This window comes from Streptomyces sp. NPDC051662 (assembly GCF_040681655.1).
GTDB lineage: Bacteria > Actinomycetota > Actinomycetes > Streptomycetales > Streptomycetaceae > Streptomyces.
Map to the genome: position 1 here is coordinate 34,279 of NZ_JBFAZD010000039.1, position 25,526 is coordinate 59,804.

Here is a 25,526-nt window from a genome sequence, read left to right on the forward strand (position 1 = left end):
CATCACCCCATCAAACACGGCCCGCGCCGCACCGTCCTCCACAGGGCGGCCGAGGACCGAGTACATCGAAGGATGCAGTCACGGTTCGTCACTGGCGACGACGTGCCGTGGCCGGACGGACGGGAGGCTGGAGCCGACAGAAAGGAGAGGCGCCGTGATCGTCACACTGATCGTCGCCTGCGAGGTCGGCTTCTGGGTGCTGCTGGCCGCCGGGCTGTTCCTGCGCTATGTGGCCAGGATGCCGCGGCTCGGCGGGGCGGTCCTGCTGCTGGAACCGCTGCTTGAGGTCGTGCTGCTGGTGGTCACGACCATCGATCTCAGAAACGGCGCGGAGCCGGACTGGAAGCACGGTCTGGCCGCGATGTACATCGGCTTCACGGTCGGCTACGGGCACTACACGATCAAGCGGATCGACGGCTGGTTCGCCCATCGCTTCGCCGGCGGCCCTCCGCCGGTCAAACCGCCGAAGTACGGCATGGCCCGTGCCCGGCACGAGGGCCACCTGTGGCTCCGTACGGTGGTGGCCGCCGCCGTCGCGGCCGTCCTGCTCCAGATCGCGATCTGGTACGTGGGCGACGCGGGCAGCACGGACCCGCTGGTCGCGTGGCAGTTCAACGCGGCGCGCGTCGTCGGTATCCACGGGGTGATCGCCCTGACGTACGCGCTCTGGCCGAAGAAGCCCCCGGCGGACGCGGAATCCGTCCGCGTGGAACGGCCGTCGTCGATGGGGCAGCGCTGAGCCGGGGGTGCCCGGTGGGTGTCCCGATGGGTGCCCCGGTGGGCCCGCTGGTGGGCCTCCTCACCGGGTTCGTGGCTGAGGAGGCCCGGCATTCCAGCTCGGTGCCCCTCAGCCGATGGCGATCCTGGGGTGGTGGGCGGGCTTGATCCAGGACATGATCCGGTCCATGGTCGCCCGGGGGACCGCCATGCGCTACGTCGGCGCCGCCCACCCGGAGCGAACAGCCAAGCTACCTCGGCAGGCGTCACATGGAACGGCGGCCCGGCCCCGCGCGTGTGCGCGGGGCGGGTCTCTGGCGTCAGTGCGCGTCACCTTGCCTGCTGTTGGTCACTTCGCCTGGGCGAGCCAGACCGCGTCGGGACCGGCCGGGAATCGCAGCTGGCCGGTCGTGTCGTGCACGGCTCGCCACACCGCCTCGGCGACATCGGTCTCCTTGGTGAACAGGTCCTGGCCCGTGAAGGAGTCCATGGCCTTCTTCGCCCACGGTGCGTAGGGCGCCGGCACCAACTCGTCCGGTGAAGCGCCGTTCGTCGCCCTGGTGGCGAAGTTCGTCGTCAGGCAGGCGCCCGGCTCGACCGTCTTCGCCTGCACACCGAACGGCGCGAGTTCGAGCGCGAGGGACGAGGTGAACCCCTCGACGGCCATCTTGCTCGCCTTGTAGACGGCTGAGAGCGGCATGTGGCCCAGCACCACGCTGGAGGTCACGTTGACCACCACGCCGGAGCCGCGCTCGCGGAACTGGGGCAGCACCGCCTGCGTGGTCGCCATCACACCGAAGGTGTTGGTCTCGAAGACCTCCCGTACCTGGGCCATGGGGGTGCCCTCGAACACGCTGATCGAGGGGACGCCCGCATTGTTGACCAAGACGTCGATGGGTCCCGCCGCCTTGAGCGCGGCGGCGATGCTCGCGGGCTTGGTCACGTCGAGTTCGACGATGCGGAGCCGGTCCGACTCGGGCAGGACGCCCGCACGGGGGGTGCGCATCGTGGCGATGACGTTCCACCCCTGCGCGTGGAAGTGGAGGGCGATCTCCCGGCCGTATCCGGACGACGTACCCGTGATCAGAACTGTCTTCATGCTGTGCCCCTCGGCGATGTGATGGGATCCGCGGAGCACAGGCATTTTCCTGCTCCGCAGAAGAACTGGCAATCCCATTGAATCGCTCTGGCCTGCGGGAATAGTAGAACTATCCTCGCTCCCCCTTGCGTAATCCTCTCAGGGCAGGACACCAGTGGGGGCGCGAACGGCATCGCGCAAGCGGGCGGCGTCCCGGCTGGGCGGCGCGCCGAACTGGCGGGCGTACTCCCGGCTGAACTGTGACGGGTTGTCATAGCCGACGCGGTGGCCGACTCCGGTGACATCGCCCGGGTGGGTGGCGAGCAGCAGGCGGGCTTCCTGGAGCCGGATCTGTTTCTGGAACTGGATGGGGCTCATCGCGGTCACCGCCTGGAAGTTGCGGTAGAAGGCGGAGGCGCTCATGCCGGACATCCGTGCCACGTCCTCCACACGGAAGGGCTGCGCGTAGTGCTCGCGGATCCAGCGCACGGCCCGGGAGACGTGGCTGAGGCTGCTGTCGGCGAGGCCGAGCTGGCGGACCGTCGCACCCTGCTCGCTGGTGATCAGGCGCCACAGGATCTCGCGTTTGACCAGCGGGGCGAGTACGGCCCGGTCGCGGGGCTCGTCGAGCAGCCGCAGCAGCCGGACCACCGCGTCGAGCAGCGCGGGCGGGGCATCGCTGACGGCGATTGCCGAGGGCGTGCCGCCGCCGGCGCGGGGGGCGACTCCGGGGCCGGCCTGGAGGAGCAGCTCGGCGACGGCGGACGGTTCCAGCGTGAGCCCGAAGCCGAGCGCCGGCTGTTCGGGGTCGGCCTGGGTGAATTGTCCTGTGACGGGCAGGTCGACGGATGCGACCAGGTACTGCCCGGGACCGTACTCGTAGACCCGGTCGCCGAGAGCAAGCCGTTTGGCGCCCTGGGCGATGACCGCCAGCACTGTGCCGGACATGGACGGGGCCGGCGGGTCCGGGCGGTCGACCTTCGAGATGAGGACGCCGTCGATAGCGGTGGTCCAGTCGGGCCGGGCGTGCCGGGCCAGCAGGGTGCGGAGCTCGTCGAGGTGCATGCGTCCATTGGAGCACCGTTGCGGGCCATGGCTCCCGTACTCGCGAGGATCGTGCAAGTGCGGGCGAGCATCGTTCTAACGTTTCCGCAGGTCAGCTCGTTTGAATGGAGTCACCGAACTCCAACACCGACCGAGAGGGCAACCATGATCGCCAACTATGGCTTCAGCGCCACCCTGACCGCCAGGCCCGGCATGGGCGACCGGCTGGTCGACCTGCTGCTGACCGGTCTGAACGAGGGCAGCCCCGGCGCGAGCGAACACTGCGTCGTCTACCTGGTCTCCCGCTCCGCGTCCGATCCCGGCGTCGTCCACGTCACCGAGGGCTGGACCAGCGAGGGCGACCATCACCGGATCTTCGCCGGTGAGGTCGCCCAGGCCATCGTGGCGCAGATCGACCCGCTGCTGGCCAAGGAGCCCGAGTACACCGACTACGTCCCGGTCCGCGGCAAGGCCGCCTTCTGAAGCCCCGATCAATCCCCCCCCGGCCTGCCGCCTCGGCGCCCGCCGAGGCGGCACCCTCCCTGCCCGGCCGTCCGGCACCACCACGAAAGGCAAACGACCATGACCATGGCACGACCCGCCCTGGACCCCGAACTGCGTGAGCTCCTGGCCGACATGCCCCTCATGTCCCGGCTCAACCCGGAAGTCCTCGCGCAACTGCGCCAACTCCCCTCGACACCCATCGAATCCCTCCTCGAACACCGACAGGTCGACCGGCGCGAGATCACCGTGCCCGCCAAGGACGGTGCCCCGATTCCTCTTTCGGTCCTCAGCCCTGCGAACACCGATCGGACCACTGCCGCACCCTGCATCTACTGGATCCACGGCGGAGGGATGGTCATGGGAGACCGCTTCTCCCAGATCGACATCCCGCTGGAGTGGCTCGACGAGTTCGGCGCGGTCGTGGTCTCCGTGGACTACCGGCTCGCACCCGAGGCCACCGGCACCGCCCTGGTCGACGACTGCTATCAGGGATTGCTCTGGGTCGCTGAACACTCCGCCGAACTGGGCATAGACCCCGCCCGGATCGTCGTCGCGGGCGCCAGCGCGGGAGGCGGCCTCGCCGCCGGCGTCACCCTGCTGGCCCGCGACCTCGGCAGCCCGGCGATCGCCGCGCAGATGCTGATCTGCCCCATGCTCGACCACCGCAACACCACCACCTCCAGCCGCCAGTACTCCGGTGTGCCCGGCGTCTGGACCGGTGAGATGAACGCGTTCGGATGGGGCGCGGTCCTCGGCGACCTCACCGACGCCGAGGTGTCCGAATACGTCTCGCCGGCGTTGGCCGAAGATCTCTCGGGCCTGCCGACCACCTACATCGACACCGGCTCCGCCGAGGTCTTCCGTGACGAGGACACCGACTACGCCACCCGCATCTGGGCGGTGGGCGGCCAGGCCGAACTCCACGTCTGGGCGGGTGGCTTCCACGGCTTCGACGCCCTGTACCCGCAGGCACACATCTCGACCACAGCCCGCCGAACCCGCACCGACTGGCTCGCCCGACTCCTCGAACTGCGCCGCATAGCGCCGCTGACTCCAGTCGACGGTGATCGTCCATAGCTTTCACGGATACGCGGTCCAACCCATTTCCAAGAATCGCCATCAACATGCAGAACCCGCGCGTCAGGGCTCCTTTAAATCGGATGACCGGCGCGCGGGTTCTCGCTCGCTCCCCTCCAGGAATCTGCGAACCTGCGCGCTTCCTACCGGTACAACTCCAAGCGCTGGGACGCACAGTCCCGTACGTACGACATGGGCTTCCGCGACTACAGTCCGGGTCTGAACCGCTTCACCACCCGGGACATGTACACCGGCGCCCCCGCCGACATGAACCTCGGCATGGACCCGTACACCGGTGACAGGTATGCCTTCACCGGTGGCAATCCGACCAGCTTCGTCGAACTGGACGGCCATCTGGTCTGGTTCGCCGTTCTGGTGCCCGTGGCCGCGGTCGCGGTCGTCGCGGTGGCCGCTGTGGTTGTGGTGGCAGCCGCAACCGTCGCCATCGAGGCGGCCATCGACACGATCGACGAAGCCATCGACGAGGCCATGGAGGAAGCCGACGACGAGTCGGCGCCGACTCCGACCACGCAACCGAGACCCGGGCCCCCGGCCGGGTGACGGCTCGGGCACGGACACGGACAAAACCGCGTAGAGCCCGGCGTCAGCGTTCGCCGCCCGGGACCCAGAGCACGTCTCCGACCTCCTTGTTCGCCACGCGGGCCAGGATGAACAGGAGGTCGGAGAGGCGGTTCAGGTACGTCGCCGTCAGGGCGTTCATCGTCTCGCCGTGTACGTCGAGCGCCGCCCAGGTGGAGCGCTCCGCGCGACGTACGACCGTGCATGCCTGGTGCAGCAGGGCCGCGCCCGGGGTGCCGCCGGGAAGGATGAAGCTGCGCAGCTTCTCCAGCTGCTCCAGGAAGTGGTCGCAGTCCGCCTCCAGCTTGTCGATGTACGGCTGCTCGACGCGCAGCGGCGGAAACTTCGGCTTCTCCACCACCGGGGTGGACAGGTCCGCGCCCACGTCGAACAGATCGTTCTGGACGCGGACGAGGACCTTCACGAGTTCGGGGGGCAGCTGCCCCAGGGCGATCGCCGTACCGATGACCGCGTTGGCCTCATTGGCGTCGGCGTACGCGGCGATCCTCAGATCGGTCTTGGCGGTACGGCTCATGTCGCCGAGCGCCGTCGTGCCCTTGTCGCCGGTGCGGGTGTAGATGCGCGTCAGATTGACCATATGGCCAGCGTAGTTAGGCGCCCGCTTTCCGGAAGACCCGTGTACCGACGGTGACGGAGATGAGCGTGAGCGCGACCGCCATCAGGACCCCGTACAGCATGGCCGTACCGGCGTAGTCGCCCACGTAGCCGGCCCGGACCGCGTCCACCAGGTAGCGGAACGGGACGAAGTGCGACAGCACGTCCAGCCAGCCCGGTGCGAGCGCCATCGGCAGCATCAGTCCGGAGAGCAGCATCGAGGGCATGCTCACGGCGTTGATGGTGGGACCGAACTCCTGCGGTGTGCCGACCTTCAGGGCGAGGGCGTACGAGAGCGAGGCGAGCGCGATCGTCAGTACCGCCACGAACGCGAAGCCGATGAGGACGCCGGCGAGCGGCGCGCGCAGCCCCATCAGCAGGGCGGCCAGCACCAGCAGCACCGCCTGGAGGACGAGGAGCGCGGCGTCCCGCAGCACCCGTCCCAGCAGCAGGGCCGGCCTGCTGACGGGTGTGACCCGCATCCGCTCCACCACACCGAGCTGCTTCTCGACGATGACCGAGAAGCCGGCGAAGAGCGCGCCGAACAGGGCGAGCTGGAGCAGCAGGCCGGGCACGAGGACCTGCCAGGAGTCACCCGCGCCACCGAGCGGCAGCCCGGTCAGCAGTGGACCGAAGAAGAGCAGATAGAGCAGCGGCATCAGCACGCCGAAGAGGATCTGGAACCGGGAGCGCAGGGTCTGACGGGTGTAGCGCCCGAAGATCAGCGCGGTGTCGGACAGCAGCGCGGTCATCACGTATCTCCTGTGACGGGAAGCCGAAAGGTGGTCACACGGCTACGGGTGTGGCGTCCCCCGGGGCGATCCCGCGCCCGGTGATCGCGAGGAAGGTGTCCTGGAGGGTGGCGTCGGGGGAACCGGCGTACGCGCGCTTGAGCGCGCTCGGGGTGCCCTCGGCCACCACCACGCCCCGGTCGACCACGATCAGCCGGTCGGAGAGCTCGTCCGCCTCGTCCAGATAGTGCGTGGTCAGAAAGACGGTCGTGCCATGCCGCTCGCGGATGGAGCGGATCAGATCCCACAGGTCGGCCCGGCTGCCCGGGTCGAGTCCGGTGGTCGGTTCGTCGAGGAAGAGCACTTCGGGCCGGTGGATGAGCCCCAGCGCGATGTCGAGCCGGCGCCGCTGGCCGCCGGAGAGCGCGCCGCACGGGCGGTCGAGCAGTTCCACGAGGCCGAGATCGCGCGCCAGTTCCCCGGCCCGGTCGAGGGCGGCGGTCCTGCCGAGGCCGTAGAGCCGTCCCTGCGTGACCAGTTCCTCGCGTACGGAGATCTGCGGATCGACGCCGCCGGCCTGGGCGACGTACCCGATCTTCCGCCGGACCGCCTCCGGCTCGCGCTCCAGGTCGAAGCCCGCGACGGTCGCCGCGCCCCCGGTGGGCGGCAGCAGGGTGGTGAGCATCCGCAGGGTCGTGGTCTTGCCGGCGCCGTTGGGGCCGAGGAAGCCGATGATCTCGCCGGGGCGGACGGTCAGATCGATGCCGCGAACGGCCTCGACGGGTCCGTTCTTGGTCTGGAAGGTCCGGGCGAGCCCGGCCGTACTGATGATGGGCATGGCCCCAGAAAAACAGAGTCTCTTAAAGTTTGCAATGACTCCAAGTTTTCACTCATGACGGCGGAGCCTAGGATGGGGCCATGTCCGAGGGCCTCAGGGAACGGAAGAAGCGGCAGACCAGGCAGCACATCTCGGATGTGGCCACGGGGCTCTTCCTGGAGCGCGGCTTCGACGCGGTGACGATCGCGGAGGTGGCCGAGGGGGCGGACGTCTCCGTCAACACGGTGTACAACTACTTCGAGGCGAAGGAAGATCTCTTCCTCGACCGCAGCAAGTCCATCGTGGACCGGCTCTCCCGCTTCGTACGGGCCCGCGGCAAGGGCGAGTCGGCCTCGGACGCCGTCTTCCGCGAGTTGCGCGAGCTGGTCGAGGCCGTGTCGCCCGCCATCGGTCTCTTCGAGGGGTACGCACGCTTCATGGAGGTCGTGCACGGCTCGCACACCCTCGGCTCCCGGCTCGGATTCCTCCAGCACGAAGTCCTCGTCGACCTCGACAGGACGCTGCGCGAGGAGACCGGCGCCGACGAGGACGACACGCTCCCCACGCTCGTGGCCGGCCAGCTCTCCTGGGTGCACGGGACGCTCATGGGGCGGATCGCCCAGCGGATGCTGGAGGGCGCCGAGCCCGGCCCGGCCTCGCGCGAAGCGCTCGTTCTGCTGGACGACATGGAAGCGGTACTGGGGGAGAGGGTGCTCAAGTACGCGGCGCGCGACGCCTGATGGGCGCCGCTGGTGTGATGTCCGTCATGTGAGACGTGACGCGCATCTCTTCACCGTCACTTGGCCGTCCGTGACCGCTAACCTCCGGCAGAGAGCGCAATGTAAACAGGTGTTAAGGCTGAACAGAAGCCGAACAAGAATCGTGGGGTGCGTCGTGGCAAGGAAGCTCGCCGTCATCGGGGCCGGACTCATGGGGTCCGGTATCGCGCAGGTCTCGGCGCAGGCGGGCTGGGACGTCGTCCTGCGGGATGTCACCGACGCGGCGCTGGCCCGGGGCATCGACGGGATCAGGGCCTCGTACGGCAAGTTCGTCGCCAAGGGCAAGCTGGAGGAGGCCGACGCCGACGCGGCGCTCGCCCGGATCACCACGACCACCGATCTGGACGCCGCCGCCGACGCGGACATCGTCGTCGAGGCCGTCTTCGAGAAGCTCGACGTCAAGCACGAGATCTTCCGTACGCTCGACAAGCTCGTACGGGACGACGCCGTCCTCGCCTCCAACACCTCGGCGATCCCGATCACGAAGATCGCGGCCGTGACCGAGCGCCCGGAACGCGTCGTCGGGACGCACTTCTTCTCGCCGGTGCCCATGATGCGCCTGTGCGAGCTGGTGCGCGGCTACAAGACGAGCGACGAAACCCTCGCCACCGCACGGGAGTTCGCCGAATCGGTGGGCAAGACCTGCGTCGTCGTCAACCGCGATGTGGCGGGCTTCGTGACCACGCGGCTGATCTCCGCCCTCGTCGTCGAGGCCGCCAAGCTCTACGAGTCGGGCGTCGCTTCCGCCGAGGACATCGACATCGCCTGCAAACTGGGGTTCGGCCACGCCATGGGCCCACTCGCCACCGCCGATCTGACGGGTGTCGACATCCTGCTCCACGCGGCCGACAACATCTACACCGAGTCGCAGGACGAGAAGTTCGCACCGCCGGAGCTGATGCGCCGGATGGTGGACGCGGGTGACATCGGACGCAAGAGCGGGCAGGGGTTCTACAAGCACTGAGCCGCGCCATCGGTAAGCACTGAGCCGCGCCATCGGTACGCGCACCTCACCCCACAGGGTGAATTCGATATCGGTTCGCTTACAGACGGCAACTTCTTGGGTCGCGCGGCAGTCAGTTGTTGGAAGACAGAACAGACTACGGAGCACGGAAAGTACTCTCGGGGAGCGCATATGCACATCAGGGGCGACCACGCCGAGCTGGTCGTCGGGGGCCGCCTCGACGTACGCAGCGCGGCGGACGCCCGTACGGTCCTGCACTCGGCGGTCGACGACGGAGTCGGCGATCTGGTGCTCGACCTGACCGCACTGGACTCCTGGGACGCCACGGGACTCGGCGTCATCATGGGAGCCCACCGACGCGCGGGGCGGTGCGGCCGTAGGCTTGTGCTGCGCGGTGTCCCACCGCAGATGCAGCGACTGCTGGTGGCGACCCGACTGCACCGCATTCTCGCCATCGAGGGTGGAATCGCCGCAGAGTCGCTCCCTCGGGTCTGAACGTCCCGGATCGCACAATTCTCATGAGACCGTGATGTCTTGGACGGCGTGGTACCCCGGCTGCGGGCGGATACCCTGCGGAGGTCTAGGGTTCGGCCGTCTGCCGATTGACTGACCCGCGGACGCAGACGCAGACACCGGCACCAGGAGCGACAGATGGGTGTGTGAGGCCGGGGGGCACCGCACACCAGGATCTGGGGAGCTTTTCACCATGGACCCGATAGACCGGGGACCGGAAGAGTACGGCCACGACGAACGCGCCGGTGAGAGCGCGGACTCGGCACGTCCGCCGCGCGCCGAGATCGTGCCCGCGGCCACGCACGCCACGCCTTCCCATGTCACCCCCGCCCATGTCACCCCTGCCCTGGCGCATCTCAAGGGCGCCGGGCCGGTCACCACCCCGCCGCCCGCGCGCACGGTCCAGCTGATCTCCGGCGAGTATCTGCTGACCGTCAACCCCGTCGACGGCAGCGAGATCGAGCTCTGTCCGCCCGGCAGACAGCCCGACGCCCCCGCGCGGCGCACCGCCGCCGAACGCGCCGATCTCCAGCGCGCGGGCCGGCCCTCCGTACCGCCGGGACCCGCCGCGCCACCTCTCCCACTGCTGGAGCGTGCCGCGGAACGCGAGCGGTTGGTGGGGCTGCTGGGGCGCGGCCGGTCCGTACGCCTCACCGGCGCCCCGGGCTCCGGACGTACCGCACTGCTCGAAGCCGTCGCCGTGGACTGCGCGGACCTCGCGCCCGACGGGGTCGTACGCCTCTCCGGCCACCGCCGCACCACCACCGAGCTGCTGTACGAGCTGTGCGCGGCCGTCCACCACTCCGCGCTGTACCGGCCCGACCGCGCGGGACTGCTCGAACTGGTCCATGAGATCGGCGCGATCGTAGTCCTGGACGATCTGGAGCTGGGCGGGGAGGCGCTGGACGAACTCCTCGCCGCGACCCCCGAATGCGCCTACCTGCTGGCCGCGACGCCCGACACCGATCCGCCCTCCGCGGACGCGGGCCTGGAGGAGGTCGCACTCGGCGGGCTCGGCCGCGGCTCCTCGCTCGAACTGCTTGAGCGCGTCGTCGAACGGCCCCTCACCGACGAGGAGGCGAACTGGGCGGGTGACCTCTGGTTCGAGTCCGAGGGCCTTCCGGTGCGCTTCGTCCAGGCGGGCGCGCTGCTGCGGCAGCGCGACCAACTGCGCGGCAACCCCGAGGCCTCCGACGAGTTCGAGCCCTTCGTACGGCCCTTCGAGCGGAAGTCCGACGACGCGCCGGCACTCGCCGCCGGTACCCCCGACGGCTACGAGATTCCACTGCCCACCCTCGGCGAAGGCGCCGCGCCCGCGGTCCTGCTCGCCTCCCGGCTGAGCGAGGCCGCCCGCGCCACACTGCGCTTCGCGGTCGCGCTCGGCGGTGAGGTACCGCACCAGGCGCATCTGCCGGCCCTGGTGGGCGACACCCACGCGGACGCCGCGCTCGGCGAACTGATGAGCTGCGGCCTCCTCACCCCGGTCGGCGCGCGCTACCGGCTCGCGCCCGGCGTCGCCACGCAGTTGGAGGCGAAGGGGTACGCGGACGACGCCGTGGCCCACGCGCACACCGCCGCCCAGCACTACGCCTGGTGGGCGGGGCACCCCTCGGTCACCCCCGAGCGCGCCGCCGCGGAGGCGGACGCGATTCTCGCGGCGATGGGCCCGCTGGTTCCGGGTCAGGAGTCGGGACATCCGAGCGCGGCCGTCCTGCTGGCCCGCAGCGCCGCGCCCGCCTTTCTGGCCGGGCTCCACTGGGGCGCCTGGGAGCGCGTGCTGCGGTCCGGGTCCGAGGCCGCCAGGATCGCCGGGGAGGTCGCGGAAGAGGCGTACTTCCACCATGAGTTGGGCGTCCTCGCGCTCTGTGCGGGAAATCTGGAGCGGGCCCGCGCGGAGCTGGAGGCGTCGATCGGTATGCGCGGGGCCGTCGCCGACAAGGTCGGCACGGTCGCGGGACGCAGGGCGCTGGCGCTGGTCAGTGACCGCGAGACCGAACGGCCCGGCACGTCCGCGCCGCTCGTGCTGCCCGCGTTGCCGCCGGGCGCGGAGGGGCCGCCGGCGTTGGGCCAGGGACCGGCGTTCGCTCCCGAGGTGGCCTCGCTCCCCGGCGAGAGCGAGACGCTGGTCACCCGGCGCGAGTCCGCGGTGCCCGGCCCCGGACCCGGACCGGGCCCCGGCACAGCTCCGTTGCCCGCTCCCCACCGTCGCCGCCGCCCGGCCCTCGGCGCCCGCCGCAACCTCGTCGCGGCGGGAGCGGGCGCGATGCTCGCGGCCGTCCTGGGCACGGTGGTGACGCTGGGCGCGACCTCGGGCGGCGACAACGCCCCGGCGGACAACGTCCGTACGGGACAGTCGCCGGACGCGGACAACGGTGGGGACGACCTGCCGGCCGACCAGCCCGTCGACGACGTGCCCCCGAACCCGGACGTCCAACTGCCCGCACCCAGCACCTCCGGCAGCGCCGCTCCGACGGACAGCGCGAGCCCTTCCGACTCGGCGTCCCCCTCGGGCACCCCGTCGGACAGCGCCTCGTCCCCCGGCGACGACCCGTCGGAGCCGGGCTCCCCGTCCAAGCCGCCGTCGAAGCCGCCGACCTCGTCGAGCAAGCCGCCGTCCAGCTCGTCGAGCCCGCCGCCGTCACCGTCGACGACTCCGAGCGACGACGATCCGACGGGGGAGCCCACGGCGACCCCGCCACCGCCGTCGTCCCCTCAGACCACGGTGAGCGGCCCGAACCCGGGGCTGTCCGACTCCTCGCCGGACCCGACGGCCGTGTAGGCCGGGGTCCGGCCGCGGACCGACGCGCTACGGGGGAGTGCTACGGGGTGAGTACGACCTTTCCGGTGACGGTGCCGGACTCCGCCAGCCGCATGGCGTCGGCGACGCGCGTGAGCGGCAGTTGGGCGGCGATCTGGGCGGAGACATCACCGCGCCGGTAGGCGGCGAAGACCTCGGTCAGATCGGCGCGCAGCCGGGCCCGGAACCGGTCCTTGGCCAGGGCGCGTCCGGCCCAGACGTTGAAGAAGTAGGCACGGCGGCGGTTGGGCAGCGCGTTCCACCACCACACCCGGCCGAGCAGCTTGAACACGGGCCACTGCTTGGACCCCTCGTCGTCCCGGGTGGAGGCGCTGCCGTACGAGACGAGCGTCCCGCCGGGGGCGAGAAGACCCCAGGAGCCGACGATGCCCCGGCCGCCGACATGGTCGAAGACGGCGTCCACGCCACCGGGGGCCAGCTCGCGGATCCGCGCGGTGATGTCCTCGGCGCGGTAGTCGACGGGGGTGACGCCCCGTTCCCGCAGGGCGTCGTGGTGGCGGGCGGACGCCGTACCGATCACCTTCACCCCGGCGGCGTGGGCGAGTTGGACCAGGACCGAGCCGACGCCCCCGTTGGCGCCGTGCACCACGATGGTCTGCCCCGCGCGGACGCGTGCCTTGCGGTGCAGCATCTGCCAGGCGGTGATGCCGTTGACCACCAGGGTCTCCGCCTCCGCCGCGCCGATCCCGGCAGGGACCTCGACGACGTCCGCCGCGTCGACGAGCACATGGCTGGCCCAGCCGCCGACCTTGACCAGCGCGGCCACCCGGGTGCCCGTCAGGCCGGGCTCGACCCCCTCGCCGGCCGCCACCACCGTGCCGACCAGGTCGTAGCCGGGCACGAAGGGGTACGCCGGCTGGTCGTAGTACCTGCCACGGCGCATCTGCTGCTCGGCGAAGGAGACCCCGGTCGCCTCCATCCGGATCACGACCTGTCCCGGGCCCGCGGCGGGGACGGTTCCGCGCCTGATCCGCAGCCCTTCCGGCGCCACCTTGCCGGGCAGGATGACCTCGACCAGTCCTTCGGGGTTCATGACGACCTCCACCGCACTCCGTTGGGTAACTCGCTCTCGCGCTCGTTATAAGTTATAACCATGCCGAGTGGGAGTGTCAATAAGTTTCGCGATAGCCTCTAACTGAAACGTGAGGGTGTGATCGCGCGGTACGGACATGACGGTACGGACGTGACGGTGCGGGCGCGGCGGTGCGGACATGAGAAAGGGCCCGGGCGCGGCATCGGCCGAGCGCTCGGGCCCCTCGTCACGGGACGGCGGTCAACTGCCCGTCAGAACAACCGCAACTTGTCGTCCTCGATGCCCCTCATCCCGTTGTAGTCCAGCACCACGCACCCAATGCCCCGGTCCGTCGCCAGCACCCTCGCCTGCGGCTTGATCTCCTGCGCCGCGAACACCCCTCGCACCGGCGCCAGATGGGGATCGCGGTTCAGCAGTTCCAGATAGCGCGTCAGCTGTTCCACGCCATCGATCTCACCGCGCCGCTTGATCTCCACCGCGACCGTCACGCCGTCCGCGTCCCGGCACAGGATGTCCACCGGGCCGATCGCCGTCGGGTACTCGCGGCGGATCAGTGTGTAGCCCTCGCCGAGCGTCTCGATTCGGTCGGCCAGCAGCTCCTGAAGGTGTGCTTCTACGCCGTCTTTGATGAGGCCGGGATCGACGCCCAGTTCGTGCGAGGAGTCATGGAGGACCTCCTCCATGGTGATGATCAATTTCTCACCCGCCTTGTTCACGACGGTCCACACGCCGGCGTCCGCGTCGGCGCCTTCCTTCAGCGTGCAAGGCGGTGACATCCAGTTGAGGGGTTTGTACGCCCGGTCATCGGCGTGGATCGACACACTCCCGTCGGCCTTGACCAGGATGAGACGGGGAGCGGAGGGCAGGTGGGCGGTGAGCCGGCCCGCGTAGTCCACGGAGCAGCGGGCAATGACGAGACGCATGGTCGGCAACGCTACTCGACCGCCGCCACCGCGCGCGATTCGCCCCGGAAGCCCCGTTCGTTGTTGGCCGGTTGTGTTCCCATTCTGCTGGTGTGGTCCGGACAGCGCGCCTAACGTGGATGCAGGAGGTCGCCGGTCGTGCACGCTGCGTCGTCGTCGCCTCCTTCCCTGCCCGTAAGACCCCGCCTCCCGGGGTCGCGAGAGGAGAACCCATGTCGCTCGACGTCTCACCGGCGCTGTTGGATCAGGCCGAGCGAGGCGAGGTCGACGAAGCGGCTTTCGTCGACTGCGTCCGGACCTCCCTGCCCTACGCATGGGAGATGATCAGTTCTCTGGTGGCACAGCTGAAGGTGGACGGTGGACAGTTCGCCGACAACCAGACGCCCCCGCCGGACGAGCAAGCACGTGGTCAGCTGTTGCGCGCGCTCGCGAGTGATGCCATTCGCGGTGCACTTCAGCGTCACTTCGGGGTGCGTCTCGCATTCCAGAACTGCCACCGTGTCGCGGTGTTCCCGTTGGACCCCACGGTCGACGAGCGGCTGGCCCGCTTCACCTCGGTGCGGGCCCAGTTGCTCAACCAGTCACCCCAACTCCGGGACTGCTGACGCCTCTTGCTGCCGCTCCACACCGCGCCCCGACGGCACGGTGTCGGAGCGGCAGCGTCCCTCAGACGAGTTGGGGCAGTACGTCCGCGCCCAGCCGCCGTACGTTCTCCTCCGTCGTCGCCAGATCACCCGAGCCCTCCACGAGCAGGGCGAAGCGGGTGATGCCGGTGCGCTCCGCGGTGGCCGCGAGACGGTCCGCGGCCAGCCGGGGCGGGCCCACCGGATGGAGGCCGCAGAGCAGTTCGGTGTACTCCACGGGGTCCCGCATCGCCCGGATCCTTCCGTCGACCGTGACATGGGCGCCGAGGCCCTGGCGCAGCCAGCCTGGCATCGCCTTGACGAGCGTCTCGGTCGCCTCCGCGCCGCTGTCGGCGATCTGCGCCACCCCGGCCGACACATGCGCGGCGCCGGCGATCTCGTCGGCCGTACGCCCCGCCGCGCGCGCGTGCGTACGCCACAGGGCGACCATCTCCGCCTTCTCCTCGTCGCCGCAGTGCATGCCGAGCAGCATCGGCAGGCCGTGCTCGGCGGCCAGTTCGACGCTCTTGGGCGAGGTACAGGCCATGACCGTCTCGGGGCCGGTGCTCGGTTCGATCAGCTCGTCGGGGCGCGGTACGACGGGGACCTCGCGGAAGCGGAAACGTTCCCCCGATGCCCCCACACGCGGCTCGCGCAGCCAGCGCAGCAGCAGGGCGAGAGACTCGGGGAAGTCCTCCTCGTAGGCCCTCAGGCCCGTGCCGAAGACCTCCAGATCGACCCAGGGGCCGCCGCGTCCCACACCGAGCGTGAACCGGCCGCCGGAGACGAGATGCAGCAGCGCCGCCTGCTCGCCGAGTGCCACCGGATGTACGTTCGGCAACACGCTGACGGCCGTTCCCACCCGGATGTGTCGGGTCCGGCCGAGCAGCACTCCGGCCAGGGTCACGGCCGACGGACAGACGCCGTACGGCACGAAATGGTGCTCGGCGAGCCAGACCGAGTCGAGCCCGGATTCCTCCGCCAACTCCGTGGTGCGCACCGCCCGGTGCAGCGCCTCCCCCTGTCCCTGGCCCGGGAACTGGGCGGCCAGTACAAAAGCTCCCACACGCATCGCCTTATGCCTCCTTGCGGCCGACGCGACTCCCCCTACTGGCAACAACGTCTGACACGTGCCAAAGGCACGGCACTCTTTGGAGATTCTTGCGATTGTCCGGTCAGTGCCTTTCGCGCGCCGGACGGACCTGGGCCGCGAGGGGCGTGTACCCCGTGTCGCGGGCCGTAGGCTGGAGGGAACCGTGCTGTCTGCCCCGTGAGGTGTCCTGTGTCCCCGCGCCGCAACCGCCCCCGAGGCGGCGAGAACCCGACCGAGCGAGCAGGCGAGGCGGGGGACCGGTACGGCGGCTTCCAGCGGTCCGAGTCCTGGCAGGGCGAGGGCTGGTCGGTGCGCCATGTCGCCGGGGCCAGCGCCGCGGGCAAGCGCTACCGCTGCCCGGGCTGCGACCAGGAGATCCCCGGCGCGGTGCCGCATGTGGTGGCGTGGCCGGAGTACGGCGGTGTCGATGACCGGCGGCACTGGCACCAGGCGTGCTGGAACGCGAAGGACCGCCGCACCACGCGGGTGCAGCGGTCCCGTAACGCGCCGAAGTACTGAGCGGCGGGCCGAGGTCAGGACGGCTCGGAACCGGGCACGGCCCGGACCGCTCAGACGTCCCGCTTGTCCAGCGCGAAGAACGCCGCCACCCACGCGATCGCCGTCACGCCCAGCAGGAACCACAGCGGCTCCCAGCCCGAAGGCCCGGAGACGCGGATGCCTTCGCTGTAGAACGCCGCCATCTGGTTCGGGATCGAGTAGTCGAACAGGGCCTCACGCAGCGTCGTGAGCGAGTCCGAGAACATGAACATCGCCAGCACGAGCGGCAGCAGCACCACACCGATCATGAGGGTGATCGCTCCCGCGGAGTGCCGGACCAGCGTGCCGACCGCCAGCGAGAGCAGTCCGAGCGTCGCCAGATAGAGGCTGACCCCGACCGTCGCCAGCAGCCAGCCCCTGGCGTTGGGCGACTCCGCGCCCACGATCGAGACCTGGAGCGCCGCGACGGTCATCGTGACCACCATCGCGATCACGAAGACCAGCAGGAAGAAGACCAGCGACTTGGCCGCGAGCACCCGGCCCCGGCTCGGGCACGCGGTGAGGGTCGTACGGATCATGCCCGTGCCGTACTCCGACGCGATCGTCAGCACGCCCAGCGTGATCACGCACATCGAGCCGAGCAGCACACCGAAGAAGCCGAGGGAGAGCGCGTCCTGGCCGCTGGGGATCTCCGGCTCGCTCGACACGGTGGAGACCACCAGGGCCGCGAGCAGTCCGACACCCAGCATCAGCACGACCATGACGCCGAGGGTCCACATCGTGGACCGTACGGAACGGAGCTTGGTCCACTCGGAGGCCAGGGCGTCGCCGAGATGTGTCCGGCGGACCGGGATCGGCGAGGTGTAGCCGGCCGTGGGGCCGCCACCCTCCAGCTGCGGGGTCTGCTGCGGCGTCGGGGGCTGCGGAGGCTGCTGGTACGGGGTCGTCATCGGGCGTCCTCGTTGCTGTCGCGCTTCGTCATGTCTGCGGCGGATGCCGCCGAGGGAGCGGCCGACGGTGCGGACTCCGGTGCCGGTGTCGGAGCCGGTGCCGCTGCCGTCGCCGGGGGAGCGCCCGCGTACGGGTTGGCCCCGGGCGGCGGCGGGGCGTACCAGCCCTGCTGCGGCACCTCCGGGACGACAGGCGCCTCGGAGCCCTGGGGCGGCCCGAAGCCCGGCTGATAGGGCGGCTCGAAGCCCTCCAGCGCGTCGGCCGTCGAACGGTAGTCCACGGCGTTCTGGGTCATCCGCATGTACGCCTCCTCCAGCGACGCCTGGTGCGGCGAGAGCTCCCAGAGCCGTACCTCCGCCTCGTACGCGAGATCGCTGATCCGCGACAGCGGCAGCCCCGTGATCCGCAGCGCGCCGTCCGGCTCGGACAGCACCTGGCCGCCCGCCTCGGCGAGCGCCGTGGTCAGCTTCTCTCGCCGCTGCGGATCGGTCTCCGGGGTACGCACCCGGGCGAAGTCCGCGGAGTTGGCCGAAATGAAATCCTTGATCGTCATATCGGCGAGCAGCCGACCGCGTCCGATCACGATCAGATGGTCGGCGGTCACCGCCATCTCGCTCATCAGATGGGACGAGACGAAGACGGTACGGCCCTCGGAGGCCAGCTGCTTCATCAGATTCCGGACCCAGAGGATGCCCTCGGGGTCGAGACCGTTCACCGGCTCGTCGAACAGCAGCACCTGCGGATCGCCGAGGAGCGCCGCCGCGATACCGAGCCGCTGGCCCATACCGAGCGAGAAGCCCTTGGAACGCTTCTTGGCCACATCCTGGAGGCCGACGACCCCGAGGACCTCGTCGACCCGGGCGGCCGGGATGCCGGAGAGCTGGGCCAGCGACAGCAGATGATTGCGCGCGCTGCGCCCGCCGTGCACCGCCTTCGCGTCCAGCAGCGCGCCCACCTGGCGCGGTGCGTTCGGGAGCTGCCGGAAGGGGTGCCCGCCGATCCGCACCTGGCCGGCGGTCGGCCGGTCAAGACCGAGGATCATCCGCATCGTCGTGGACTTGCCGGAACCATTGGGGCCCAGGAAACCGGTGACATACCCCGGTCGCACCTGGAAGGAAAGGTTGTACACGGCCGTCTTGGCGCCGTAGCGCTTGGTCAGGCCGACTGCCTCGATCATTCTCCAGCCCCATCGACAGGTCAGGTCGTCGGGGCCGTGGCCGTTCCTGACCTGAAGCCCCCGTAAGAGTTACGAGGATATCCGTGCCTTGACGGTTCCGGCCAAGTCGTTACGACGGGGCGTCGCCGGGTGATTCCCTCGTACGAGATGGTGCGGAGCGCCGCGACGGGCGGAGTCTCCCCGGTGTGAGCCTACGCGTCCCGCTTCTTCATGACCGCGTATCCGCCCGCCAGCGCCGCCACCACCCACAGGGCCATGATCCCGAGACCGGCCCATGGCCCGTAGGGGGCGGGGCTGGCGCTCAGCGCGTTCGGGACGACCTGGGTGATCTGGCGGCCGGCCTGGTCGGGGAAGTACCGGGCGACCTCCTTGGCGCCGGGAACGGCCGCCAGGATCTGCGAGACCAGGAAGAAGAACGGCATCAGGATGCCGAGCGAGAGGACGGAGCTGCGCAGCATCGCCGCCACCCCCATCGAGAAGAGCGCGATCAGTGTCATGTACAGCCCGCTGCCGATCACCGCGCGCAGCACATTCGGCTCGCCGATGGTCGTACCGTGCTCGCCGAGCAGCGCCTGGCCCACGAAGAAGGCGAGGAATCCGGTCAGCACCCCGACCACCAGCGCCAGCACCCCGGCCACCAGGATCTTGCAGAAGAGAAACGTGCCGCGCCGCGGCACGGCGGCCAGCGAGGTGCGGATCATGCCCGAGGTGTACTCGGAGCCGACCACCAGCACCCCGAAGACCACCATCGCCAGCTGACCGAGGACCATCCCCGAGAAGCTGGTGTACGTCGGGTCGAAGGTGGCCCGCTCCTCCCTGGAGAGATCCCCGAACTGCGAGTTCAGCACCGCGGACAGCGCGGCGCCCAGCGCCACGGTCACCACCAGGGCGCTGATCAGCGTCCAGGTCGTGGAGGAGACCGTACGGATCTTGGTCCACTCGGACCGGAGGACCGCCGTTACCGATGCCATGTCAGACCCCCTCGCTCCGCCGGTCCCCGCTCCGGCCCGCGCCCGGGTCCGCGCCCCATCGGGGGCCCGCCGGCTCCGGCCCGCCGCCGGGGCCCGCGTGGGCGTGATACTCCACCGACTCCGCCGTCATCCGCATGAACGCCTCTTCGAGCGAGGCGCGCTGGGAACTCAGCTCATGCAGCACGATCCCGTGCCGCGCGGCCAGTTCCCCCAGCTCCTCGGTGGACGCGCCGTCGATCTCCAGTACGCCGTCCTCGGCCTCGACCACCGTGAACCCCGCGTCGCGCAGGGCGTCTTGGAGCCGCCCGCGCTCCGGCGAACGCAGCCGCGTGTAACTGCGGGAGTTCTCCCGGATGAAGTCGGCCATCGAGGTGTTCGCCAGCAGCCGGCCCTGACCGATCACGATCAAATGGTCGGCGGTCAGCGCCATTTCGCTCATCAGATGGCTCGAAACGAAGACGGTGCGTCCCTCGCGGGCCAGAGCCTTCATCAGATTGCGTACCCAGTGGATGCCTTCGGGGTCCAGACCATTCACCGGTTCGTCGAACATCAGGATCTCGGGATCGCCCAGGAGCGCGGAGGCGATCCCGAGCCGCTGCCCCATTCCGAGAGAGAAACCTTTCGGCTTCTTCTTCGCGACGGCGCTGAGCCCGACCATGTCCAGCACCTCGTTCACCCGGCTCGCCGGGATGCGATTGCTCTGCGCCAGACAGAGAAGATTGTTGTACGCGGTCCGGCCGCCATGCATCGCTCTGGCCTCCAGCAGCGCCCCGATGTGCTTGAGCGGCTCCGCCAGCTCGCGGTAGTGCCTGCCGTCGATCCGTACCAAGCCGCTGGTCGGGTTGTCCAGATCGAGCATCATGCGCATCGTGGTCGACTTGCCCGCGCCGTTGGGGCCCAGAAAGCCCGTCACCACCCCCGGTCTCACCTGGAAGGAGAGTTGATCGACCGCCACCTTGCGGCCGAAGCGTTTGGTGAGCCCGAGGACCTCGATCATGCGGACCAACCTAAGACGGCACGAAGCCCCCCGCCACCGGAGTGACGGGGGGCTTCGCGCGATCGTTATCCGACGCGATCGTTATCCGGCCGGAGAAGCGCCACCGACCGGCGTTCGCCCTGGATCAGCGCGACTGCTGGGCCGGGACGCCGCGCGAGATCGGCTCGTCGTCGGCCGGGGAGCCGGCGGCGGCCACCGCGGCACCGGTCAGCGTGGCCAGCATCTCGCGGACGTTGGTCAGCTGGGCGTTGATCGAGTCGCGGCGGTTGGTGAGCGCCGCCAGCTCGCGCTCCGACTCGCTGCGGATCCGGTCGGCCTTGGCGTTCGCGTCCGCCACGATGTCCTCGGACTGACGCTGGGCCGTCTCGACGGTCTGACGGGCCCGGCGCTCCGCGTCCGTACGCAGCTTCTCGGCCTCCAGCCGCAGCTGCTCGGCGCGGTGCTCGATCTCGGCCAGACGCTTCTCGGCCTTCGCCTGACGCGACGCCAGATCGCGCTCCGACTGCTCACGCCGCTTGGCGAGGTTCGTCTCGAAGTCCGCGGCGGCCTGGGCGGCCTTGGCGCGGGTCTCCTCGAAGAGCGCGTCGGCCTCCTCACGCTTGGACTGCGCGTCCTTCTGCGCCTCCGAGCGCAGCGTGGCGGCGTCACCCTTCGCCTTCTCGACGATACGGACGCCCTCGTCCTCGGCCTTGGCCTTGCGCTCCGAGGCGAACGACTCGGCGTCGTTGCGCACCTGCTGCGCCGCCGACTCGGCCAGCTCGCGGTGCTGCTCGGCCGCGCGGCGGGCCTCCTCGCGCAGGTCCTTCGCCTCCTCCTCGGCGAGGCGGAGGATCTTCTCGACGCGGGCGCCGAGGCCGGCGTACGACGGCTCCGCGTCGCTGACCTGGGCCTGGGCGTTCTGCGTTTCGAGGTGGAGCTCCTCGATGCGCTTTTCCAGAGAGGTGATGCGGGCCAGGGCACTGTCACGGTCGGCGACGAGTTTGGTAATGCGGTCGTCCACCTGACCGCGGTCGTAACCACGCCGCACGAGCTCGAAGCCGAATGGGGAGGAAGTGTCGCTCATGGGGTTCCTGTCGAATGAGACCGGTGAGGTGATAGGGGGAATCCTAGGGGCCGAAGCGGCGTGTCATCGAGCTGATGCGGGTTTGATATGGAGAATGTCCAGCCTTTTGAGTGGCTAGCTGTCGGAAGACTTGCCACTCGAACGGGTGGTCCCCGCCGCCGCACCCGCCTTGACGGGGTTGTCCTTCGCGGGCACGGCAGGTGCCTCGAATGACTCCAGCGCTTCGAGTACGTCCTGAACACGGGAGATCTCGGCCTGGATGTCCTCTCGTCTGCGGACCAGTACATCGAGTTCGCGCTTGCCCTCGTCGACCGTCTGTTTGGCCTGTTGAGCGGCGTCCGCACGCAGCTTTTCGGCTTCCCTGACGAGTTCGCTCTTCTTCAGCTCGGCTTCCTTGAGCAGCCCCTCGGCCTTCTTCACGGCGGCGATACGGACCTTGCTCGCCTCCGAATTGGCCTCGGCCACCAGCTCCTTGGCCTTCGCCTCGGCCTCGGCGCGCTGCTCGTTGGCCGCCTTCATCAGGTTGTCGACACGCTCGCCCGCTGTTCTCAGCTGCTCGGACGTCTCGCGCCTGGCCCGCTCGTGCAGTTGCTCGATCTCGCCCTCGACGCGCACACGCAGCTCCTCGGCCCGGTCCCGGACGGCCGTCGCGTCCCGGCGCGCTCCGACGAGCAGTTCGTCCGCGTCCGTACGGGCCCTCTCCACCAGGGAGTTGCCCTCGACGGTGGCCTCCGCGGTGATACGGCCCGCCTCCTTGCGGGCGGCCCCCACCATCGTATCGGCCTGCGTCTCGGCCTCGGTGGCGGCCCGAAGCGCCTCTTCCTGGGCCTTGTTGATGAGCTGGTCGGCCTGTTCCGCGGCGTCCGCGCGGCGCTTGGCCGCGTCCTTGCGCGCCTCGTCCAGGAGCCAGTCCGTCTCCTCCTGGGCCTCGGTCCTGAGCCGTTCCGCGGCGGCCTCGGTGTCCCGCTTGAACTGCTCGGCCTCGGCCCGCAGCCGCTCGGCGGCCTGCTGTGCGGCGCCCACCGTCTCGGCGGCCTCCGCGCGCATCCGCTCCGCCTCGCCGGTGGCCTCGCCGATGAGCCGGTCGGCCTGGCCCGCGGCGTCGCCGCGCATCCGGTTGGCGTCCTCGCGGGCCTCGGCGCGGGTGCGGGACGCGTCCTGCTCCGCCGAGGCGAGCGAGTTCGACGCCTCGGTCCGTACCCGCTGTGCGTACTCGGCGGTGTCGGCGCGCAGCCGCTCCGCCTCGGCGATCGCCTCGCCGACGGTGCGCTCGGCGAGCACCTGCGCGGCGTCCGACTCCTCCTGCGCCCGGGCCCGGACCCGGTTGGCGTCCTCGGTGGCGCGCTCCCGCTCCGCGTACGCGTCCGCGCGTACCCGGTCGGCCTCCTCCTGCGCCTCCGTCTTCGTCCGCTCGGCCGCGTGCTCGGCGGCGGCCCGCAGCCCGGTGATCTCCTGCTCGGCCTGGTCCTGGAGCCCGGCGACGGAGTCCCGTACCTGCTGGGCGGTCTGCTCGGCGGCGGCCACCAGCTCCGTGGCGCGGTAGTCCGCCTCCGAGACCAGCCGCTGCGCCTCTGCCTGGGCCTCCTCGACGCGGTTACGGGCCGAGGCGAGCAGCTCCTCGCTCTGCTCGCGGGCCCGCTCGCGCTCCTGGTCCGCCTCGCCGCGGGCGGCCGTCAGCGTCTCCTCGGCCTCGCGGCGGCGGCGGGTCGCCTCCTCCTGCGCGGCGTCCAGCGCCTCGGCGGCCTCGGTGCCCACCCGCTCCGCCGCGGCGGCGGCCTCGGCCCTGATCCGGTCGGCGCTCTCCTGCGCCTCGGTCTTGAGCCGCTCCGCCTCCGTGGCGGCCTCGGACCGCAGCCGTACGGCCGCGTTCTCCGCCTCGGCGCGGGACTGCGAGGCATCGGCGGCGGCCTCGTCACGCAGCCGCTCCGCCTCCCGCTCTGCCTGTGCCTGGAGCGTACGGATCCGCTCGTTGGACTCGGCGCGCAGCCGGTCGGTGTCCTCGGCGGCCTCCCGCCGGATCCGCTCGCTCTCCGCTCGGGCGTCGGTGAGCGCCTCCTCGGCGGAGGACAGCCGCTGCTCCGCCTCCGTGTGCAGCCGTGTCAGCTCGCCGGCGGCCTCGTCCTTACGGGACTCGATGCCCCGCTCGGTCTCCTCGCGCAGCTCGGCCGCGGCCTGCTCGGCGGCGGCCTTCGTGGCCTCGGCCTGCTCCTCGCCCTCGGCGCGCAGCCGCTCGGCCTCGGCGCGGGTGCGCTCCAGGGTCTCCTCGGCCTGCCGGCGCAGCGTCGTGGCGCGCTCGATGGCCTCCGTGCGTACCCGCTCGCTCTCCGTGGTGGCGCCGGAGCGCAGCTCGTCGGCGTCCGCCTTGGCCTTCGTCAGCAGTTCCTCGGCGGACCTGGCCGCCTCCTCGATCTGCTGGACGGCCTCGCGGCGCGCCTCGCCGCGGATCCGCTCGCCCTCCGCGACCGCGTCGGCCCGCAGCTGCTCGGCCTCGCCGCGCAGCCTGCGCGCCTCCTCCTGGAGCTCGACCGTCTTGGCGCGGTACTCCTTGGTGTCGTCCTTGGCCGCGCCCTTGAGCTGGTCGGCCTGTTCCGCCGCCTCGCCGCGCAGCCGGTCCGCCTCGGCCTCGGCCTCGCGGCGGATCCGCTCGGCCTCCTCGCTCGCGGACTTGGTGGTGGCCTTCGCGTCGTCGGACGCCTTGGTCAGCACCTCCTCGGCGGTACGGGCCGCCTTGGCCAGCTGGGCCGCGGTGTCCTCGGCGGCGACCGTACGGGCCTTCTCGGCGGCCTCCGCGACCAGCTTCTCGGCCTGCGCGCGGGCGTCGGCGAGCGCCTGCTCGGCCTCGGCCTTGGTGGCGTCGGCCTCCTTCGTGGCCTCACCGACCAGTCGCGCGATCTCCGATTTGGCCGTACGGGTGCGCTGTTCGTTCTGCGACTCGGCGGCGGCCACCCGCTTGACCGCGGTCTCCTTGGCCTCCGCGGCGATCTTCTCGGCCTCGGCGCGGGCCTCCCGCAGCCGTTCCTGCGCCTCCTGCATCCGCTGCTCGGCCGCGCGGCCCAGCTCGGCGGCCTGCTGGCGGGCCTGGTCGGCCTCGGCGGTGGTGGACGTACGCAGCTGCTCGGCGTGGCTGGTGGCCTCCTGCGCCTGCGAGGAGGCGGCGTTCAGCAGCCGCTCGGCGTCCCTGCGGGCCCGCAGCAGGATGGCTTCCGCCTCGGAGCGGGTCGCCTCGGACTCCGCGCCCAGCCGCCGCCGTGCCTCCTCGGTGACCCGGGCGGCCTCCGCGCGGGCGGCGGCCAGGGACTGCTCGGCCTCGGCACGGGACTCGTCGAGCAGCCGGCGGGCCTGGGATTCGGTACGGGCGCGCAGCTGCTCGGCCCAGGCGACGTTCTCGTTGACATGCGACTCGACGGTCTGCCGGCGCTCGGCCAGCTCCTGGTCGAGCCGCTGCCTGCGCTGGACGGCCTCGGCGTGCAGCTCGGCCTGGAGCCTGGCCTGGTGCTCGGCGTGCTCCTGGAGGATGCGCTGCGTCTGGGCGCGTGCGTCCCGCAGCTCGCGCTCGGCGTCCGCGCGCATCTGCTCCGCCTGCATCTGGGCGTTACGCAGGTGCTGTTCGGCCTGATAGCCGAGGTCCCCGCTGTCGTACGACGAGGGACGGGTCGCCAGCGTACGGCGTGCCTCGTGGAGCTTGGCGCGCAAGACCTCGACCTGGTAACCGAGGTCCTCGGCGTGCTGGACGGCCTTCTCCCGCGCGGTCTTCAGCCGGTCCATCTCGGCTTCGAACCGCGAGAGGTGGTCGTCGTCAGCTCGGTGGCTCTCCTGGCGTTCGTAGCCCCGCACTGCGCGGTCCCATCCGTCCCCTGGTCGCAACTGCCCAATTGAGCACCGTTCGCGGCGAACGGCCCCCCGGGGAATGGTGACAGATCTACGGCAGGGGCGCGGCCCCGGCCCGGCCCCGGCCCGGAGC

General features: G+C 70.6%; 24 protein-coding genes. 10 read left to right on the top strand and 14 right to left on the bottom strand.

The window, feature by feature from the left end:
• Positions 1-154: 154 nt before the first annotated feature.
• Positions 155-739: a hypothetical protein gene (locus tag AB0M67_RS37850; protein WP_365752234.1), complete on the top strand. Its 585-nt coding sequence runs from the start codon at positions 155-157 to the stop codon at positions 737-739.
• A gap of 327 nt (positions 740-1,066) precedes the next feature.
• Here the strand turns inward: AB0M67_RS37850 and AB0M67_RS37855 are convergent, their stop codons facing one another.
• Together AB0M67_RS37855 and AB0M67_RS37860 are read right to left on the bottom strand one after the other, a co-directional pair.
• Complete coding sequence (locus AB0M67_RS37855) at positions 1,067-1,816, bottom strand: SDR family oxidoreductase (RefSeq protein WP_030351986.1); 750 nt, start codon at positions 1,814-1,816, stop codon at positions 1,067-1,069.
• A gap of 138 nt (positions 1,817-1,954) precedes the next feature.
• Complete coding sequence (locus tag AB0M67_RS37860) at positions 1,955-2,860, bottom strand: AraC family transcriptional regulator (protein WP_365752236.1); 906 nt, start codon at positions 2,858-2,860, stop codon at positions 1,955-1,957.
• Positions 2,861-3,004: 144 nt separating this feature from the next.
• Here AB0M67_RS37860 and AB0M67_RS37865 point away from each other — a divergent pair, with 144 nt between their 5' ends.
• From AB0M67_RS37865 to AB0M67_RS37875, 3 genes are all read left to right on the top strand, one after another.
• Entirely contained in the window at positions 3,005-3,322 is a 318-nt protein-coding gene (locus tag AB0M67_RS37865) for an antibiotic biosynthesis monooxygenase (protein WP_365752238.1), read from the top strand.
• Between the two features lie 99 nt (positions 3,323-3,421).
• A complete protein-coding gene (locus tag AB0M67_RS37870; protein ID WP_365752240.1) occupies positions 3,422-4,420 on the top strand; it encodes an alpha/beta hydrolase in 999 nt (332 codons plus the stop codon).
• Between the two features lie 132 nt (positions 4,421-4,552).
• Positions 4,553-4,981: an RHS repeat-associated core domain-containing protein gene (locus AB0M67_RS37875; protein WP_365752303.1), complete on the top strand. Its 429-nt coding sequence runs from the start codon at positions 4,553-4,555 to the stop codon at positions 4,979-4,981.
• 43 nt (positions 4,982-5,024) lie between these two features.
• Here the strand turns inward: AB0M67_RS37875 and AB0M67_RS37880 are convergent, their stop codons facing one another.
• Genes AB0M67_RS37880 through AB0M67_RS37890 form a run of 3 tightly spaced genes read right to left on the bottom strand, consistent with a single transcriptional unit; the run spans position 5,025 to position 7,183 of the window.
• Positions 5,025-5,597 carry a cob(I)yrinic acid a,c-diamide adenosyltransferase gene (locus tag AB0M67_RS37880; RefSeq protein WP_326610365.1) on the bottom strand — a complete coding sequence of 191 codons (573 nt, stop codon included), beginning with the start codon at positions 5,595-5,597 and terminating at the stop codon, positions 5,025-5,027.
• Between the two features lie 13 nt (positions 5,598-5,610).
• Positions 5,611-6,366, bottom strand: a complete 756-nt coding sequence (locus tag AB0M67_RS37885; RefSeq protein ID WP_365752243.1) for an ABC transporter permease — start codon at positions 6,364-6,366, stop codon at positions 5,611-5,613.
• 34 nt (positions 6,367-6,400) lie between these two features.
• Positions 6,401-7,183, bottom strand: coding sequence for an ATP-binding cassette domain-containing protein (locus tag AB0M67_RS37890; RefSeq protein ID WP_365752246.1), 783 nt, complete (start codon positions 7,181-7,183; stop codon positions 6,401-6,403).
• A gap of 80 nt (positions 7,184-7,263) precedes the next feature.
• Here AB0M67_RS37890 and AB0M67_RS37895 point away from each other — a divergent pair, with 80 nt between their 5' ends.
• From AB0M67_RS37895 to AB0M67_RS37910, 4 genes are all read left to right on the top strand, one after another.
• The gene (locus tag AB0M67_RS37895) at positions 7,264-7,902 is read left to right on the top strand and encodes a TetR/AcrR family transcriptional regulator (RefSeq protein ID WP_365752249.1); all 639 of its coding nucleotides are present in this window, start codon (positions 7,264-7,266) and stop codon (positions 7,900-7,902) included.
• A gap of 154 nt (positions 7,903-8,056) precedes the next feature.
• A complete protein-coding gene (locus AB0M67_RS37900) occupies positions 8,057-8,905 on the top strand; it encodes a 3-hydroxyacyl-CoA dehydrogenase family protein (protein ID WP_365752251.1) in 849 nt (282 codons plus the stop codon).
• 171 nt (positions 8,906-9,076) lie between these two features.
• On the top strand, positions 9,077-9,400 hold the full coding sequence (locus AB0M67_RS37905) for an STAS domain-containing protein (protein ID WP_030351976.1): 324 nt from the start codon (positions 9,077-9,079) through the stop codon (positions 9,398-9,400).
• Positions 9,401-9,611: 211 nt separating this feature from the next.
• A complete protein-coding gene (locus tag AB0M67_RS37910) occupies positions 9,612-12,197 on the top strand; it encodes an ATP-binding protein (RefSeq protein WP_365752253.1) in 2,586 nt (861 codons plus the stop codon).
• Between the two features lie 40 nt (positions 12,198-12,237).
• Here the strand turns inward: AB0M67_RS37910 and AB0M67_RS37915 are convergent, their stop codons facing one another.
• Both AB0M67_RS37915 and nucS read right to left on the bottom strand, forming a co-directional pair.
• A complete protein-coding gene (locus AB0M67_RS37915; protein WP_365752255.1) occupies positions 12,238-13,269 on the bottom strand; it encodes a medium chain dehydrogenase/reductase family protein in 1,032 nt (343 codons plus the stop codon).
• A 251-nt stretch (positions 13,270-13,520) separates the two neighbouring features.
• Complete coding sequence (nucS, locus tag AB0M67_RS37920) at positions 13,521-14,192, bottom strand: endonuclease NucS (protein WP_193563976.1); 672 nt, start codon at positions 14,190-14,192, stop codon at positions 13,521-13,523.
• Positions 14,193-14,404: 212 nt separating this feature from the next.
• Between nucS and AB0M67_RS37925 the strand changes: the two genes are divergently transcribed.
• Complete coding sequence (locus tag AB0M67_RS37925; RefSeq protein ID WP_365752257.1) at positions 14,405-14,797, top strand: SCO5389 family protein; 393 nt, start codon at positions 14,405-14,407, stop codon at positions 14,795-14,797.
• A gap of 61 nt (positions 14,798-14,858) precedes the next feature.
• Here the strand turns inward: AB0M67_RS37925 and AB0M67_RS37930 are convergent, their stop codons facing one another.
• Entirely contained in the window at positions 14,859-15,887 is a 1,029-nt protein-coding gene (locus tag AB0M67_RS37930) for an LLM class flavin-dependent oxidoreductase (protein ID WP_365752259.1), read from the bottom strand.
• 210 nt (positions 15,888-16,097) lie between these two features.
• On the opposite strand from AB0M67_RS37930, the gene AB0M67_RS37935 reads away from it, so the two are divergent.
• Positions 16,098-16,427, top strand: coding sequence for an ATP/GTP-binding protein (locus AB0M67_RS37935; RefSeq protein WP_365752261.1), 330 nt, complete (start codon positions 16,098-16,100; stop codon positions 16,425-16,427).
• 50 nt (positions 16,428-16,477) lie between these two features.
• Here AB0M67_RS37935 and AB0M67_RS37940 read toward each other — a convergent pair whose 3' ends face one another.
• The 6 genes from AB0M67_RS37940 to scy form a co-directional block, all read right to left on the bottom strand.
• A complete protein-coding gene (locus AB0M67_RS37940) occupies positions 16,478-17,356 on the bottom strand; it encodes an ABC transporter permease subunit (protein WP_365752263.1) in 879 nt (292 codons plus the stop codon).
• Complete coding sequence (locus AB0M67_RS37945) at positions 17,353-18,534, bottom strand: ABC transporter ATP-binding protein (protein WP_365752265.1); 1,182 nt, start codon at positions 18,532-18,534, stop codon at positions 17,353-17,355. The genes AB0M67_RS37940 and AB0M67_RS37945 overlap by 4 nt, the downstream gene beginning before the upstream one ends.
• Positions 18,535-18,725: 191 nt before the next feature.
• A complete protein-coding gene (locus AB0M67_RS37950) occupies positions 18,726-19,505 on the bottom strand; it encodes an ABC transporter permease subunit (RefSeq protein ID WP_365752267.1) in 780 nt (259 codons plus the stop codon).
• A 1-nt stretch (position 19,506) separates the two neighbouring features.
• A complete protein-coding gene (locus AB0M67_RS37955; RefSeq protein WP_365752269.1) occupies positions 19,507-20,502 on the bottom strand; it encodes an ATP-binding cassette domain-containing protein in 996 nt (331 codons plus the stop codon).
• 124 nt (positions 20,503-20,626) lie between these two features.
• Positions 20,627-21,565 (bottom strand): cellulose-binding protein, encoded by a 939-nt coding sequence (locus AB0M67_RS37960; protein ID WP_365752271.1) that lies wholly within the window; start codon positions 21,563-21,565, stop codon positions 20,627-20,629.
• Between the two features lie 114 nt (positions 21,566-21,679).
• The gene (gene scy / locus AB0M67_RS37965) at positions 21,680-25,399 is read right to left on the bottom strand and encodes a polarized growth protein Scy (protein ID WP_365752273.1); all 3,720 of its coding nucleotides are present in this window, start codon (positions 25,397-25,399) and stop codon (positions 21,680-21,682) included.
• Between the last annotated feature and the right edge of the window lie 127 nt (positions 25,400-25,526).

Bases quoted from the DNA above. Each gene is read 5' to 3' on its own strand.
- AB0M67_RS37855 (WP_030351986.1), bottom strand. From the start codon at position 1,816: ATGAAGACAGTTCTGATCACGGGTACGTCGTCCGGATACGGCCGGGAG.
- AB0M67_RS37860 (WP_365752236.1), bottom strand. From the start codon at position 2,860: ATGCACCTCGACGAGCTCCGCACCCTGCTGGCCCGGCACGCCCGGCCC.
- AB0M67_RS37865 (WP_365752238.1), top strand. From the start codon at position 3,005: ATGATCGCCAACTATGGCTTCAGCGCCACCCTGACCGCCAGGCCCGGC.
- AB0M67_RS37870 (WP_365752240.1), top strand. From the start codon at position 3,422: ATGACCATGGCACGACCCGCCCTGGACCCCGAACTGCGTGAGCTCCTG.
- AB0M67_RS37880 (WP_326610365.1), bottom strand. From the start codon at position 5,597: ATGGTCAATCTGACGCGCATCTACACCCGCACCGGCGACAAGGGCACG.
- AB0M67_RS37885 (WP_365752243.1), bottom strand. From the start codon at position 6,366: ATGACCGCGCTGCTGTCCGACACCGCGCTGATCTTCGGGCGCTACACC.
- AB0M67_RS37890 (WP_365752246.1), bottom strand. From the start codon at position 7,183: ATGCCCATCATCAGTACGGCCGGGCTCGCCCGGACCTTCCAGACCAAG.
- AB0M67_RS37895 (WP_365752249.1), top strand. From the start codon at position 7,264: ATGTCCGAGGGCCTCAGGGAACGGAAGAAGCGGCAGACCAGGCAGCAC.
- AB0M67_RS37905 (WP_030351976.1), top strand. From the start codon at position 9,077: ATGCACATCAGGGGCGACCACGCCGAGCTGGTCGTCGGGGGCCGCCTC.
- AB0M67_RS37910 (WP_365752253.1), top strand. From the start codon at position 9,612: ATGGACCCGATAGACCGGGGACCGGAAGAGTACGGCCACGACGAACGC.
- AB0M67_RS37915 (WP_365752255.1), bottom strand. From the start codon at position 13,269: ATGAACCCCGAAGGACTGGTCGAGGTCATCCTGCCCGGCAAGGTGGCG.
- nucS (WP_193563976.1), bottom strand. From the start codon at position 14,192: ATGCGTCTCGTCATTGCCCGCTGCTCCGTGGACTACGCGGGCCGGCTC.
- AB0M67_RS37925 (WP_365752257.1), top strand. From the start codon at position 14,405: ATGTCGCTCGACGTCTCACCGGCGCTGTTGGATCAGGCCGAGCGAGGC.
- AB0M67_RS37930 (WP_365752259.1), bottom strand. From the start codon at position 15,887: ATGCGTGTGGGAGCTTTTGTACTGGCCGCCCAGTTCCCGGGCCAGGGA.
- AB0M67_RS37940 (WP_365752263.1), bottom strand. From the start codon at position 17,356: ATGACGACCCCGTACCAGCAGCCTCCGCAGCCCCCGACGCCGCAGCAG.
- AB0M67_RS37945 (WP_365752265.1), bottom strand. From the start codon at position 18,534: ATGATCGAGGCAGTCGGCCTGACCAAGCGCTACGGCGCCAAGACGGCC.
- AB0M67_RS37950 (WP_365752267.1), bottom strand. From the start codon at position 19,505: ATGGCATCGGTAACGGCGGTCCTCCGGTCCGAGTGGACCAAGATCCGT.
- AB0M67_RS37955 (WP_365752269.1), bottom strand. From the start codon at position 20,502: ATGATCGAGGTCCTCGGGCTCACCAAACGCTTCGGCCGCAAGGTGGCG.
- AB0M67_RS37960 (WP_365752271.1), bottom strand. From the start codon at position 21,565: ATGAGCGACACTTCCTCCCCATTCGGCTTCGAGCTCGTGCGGCGTGGT.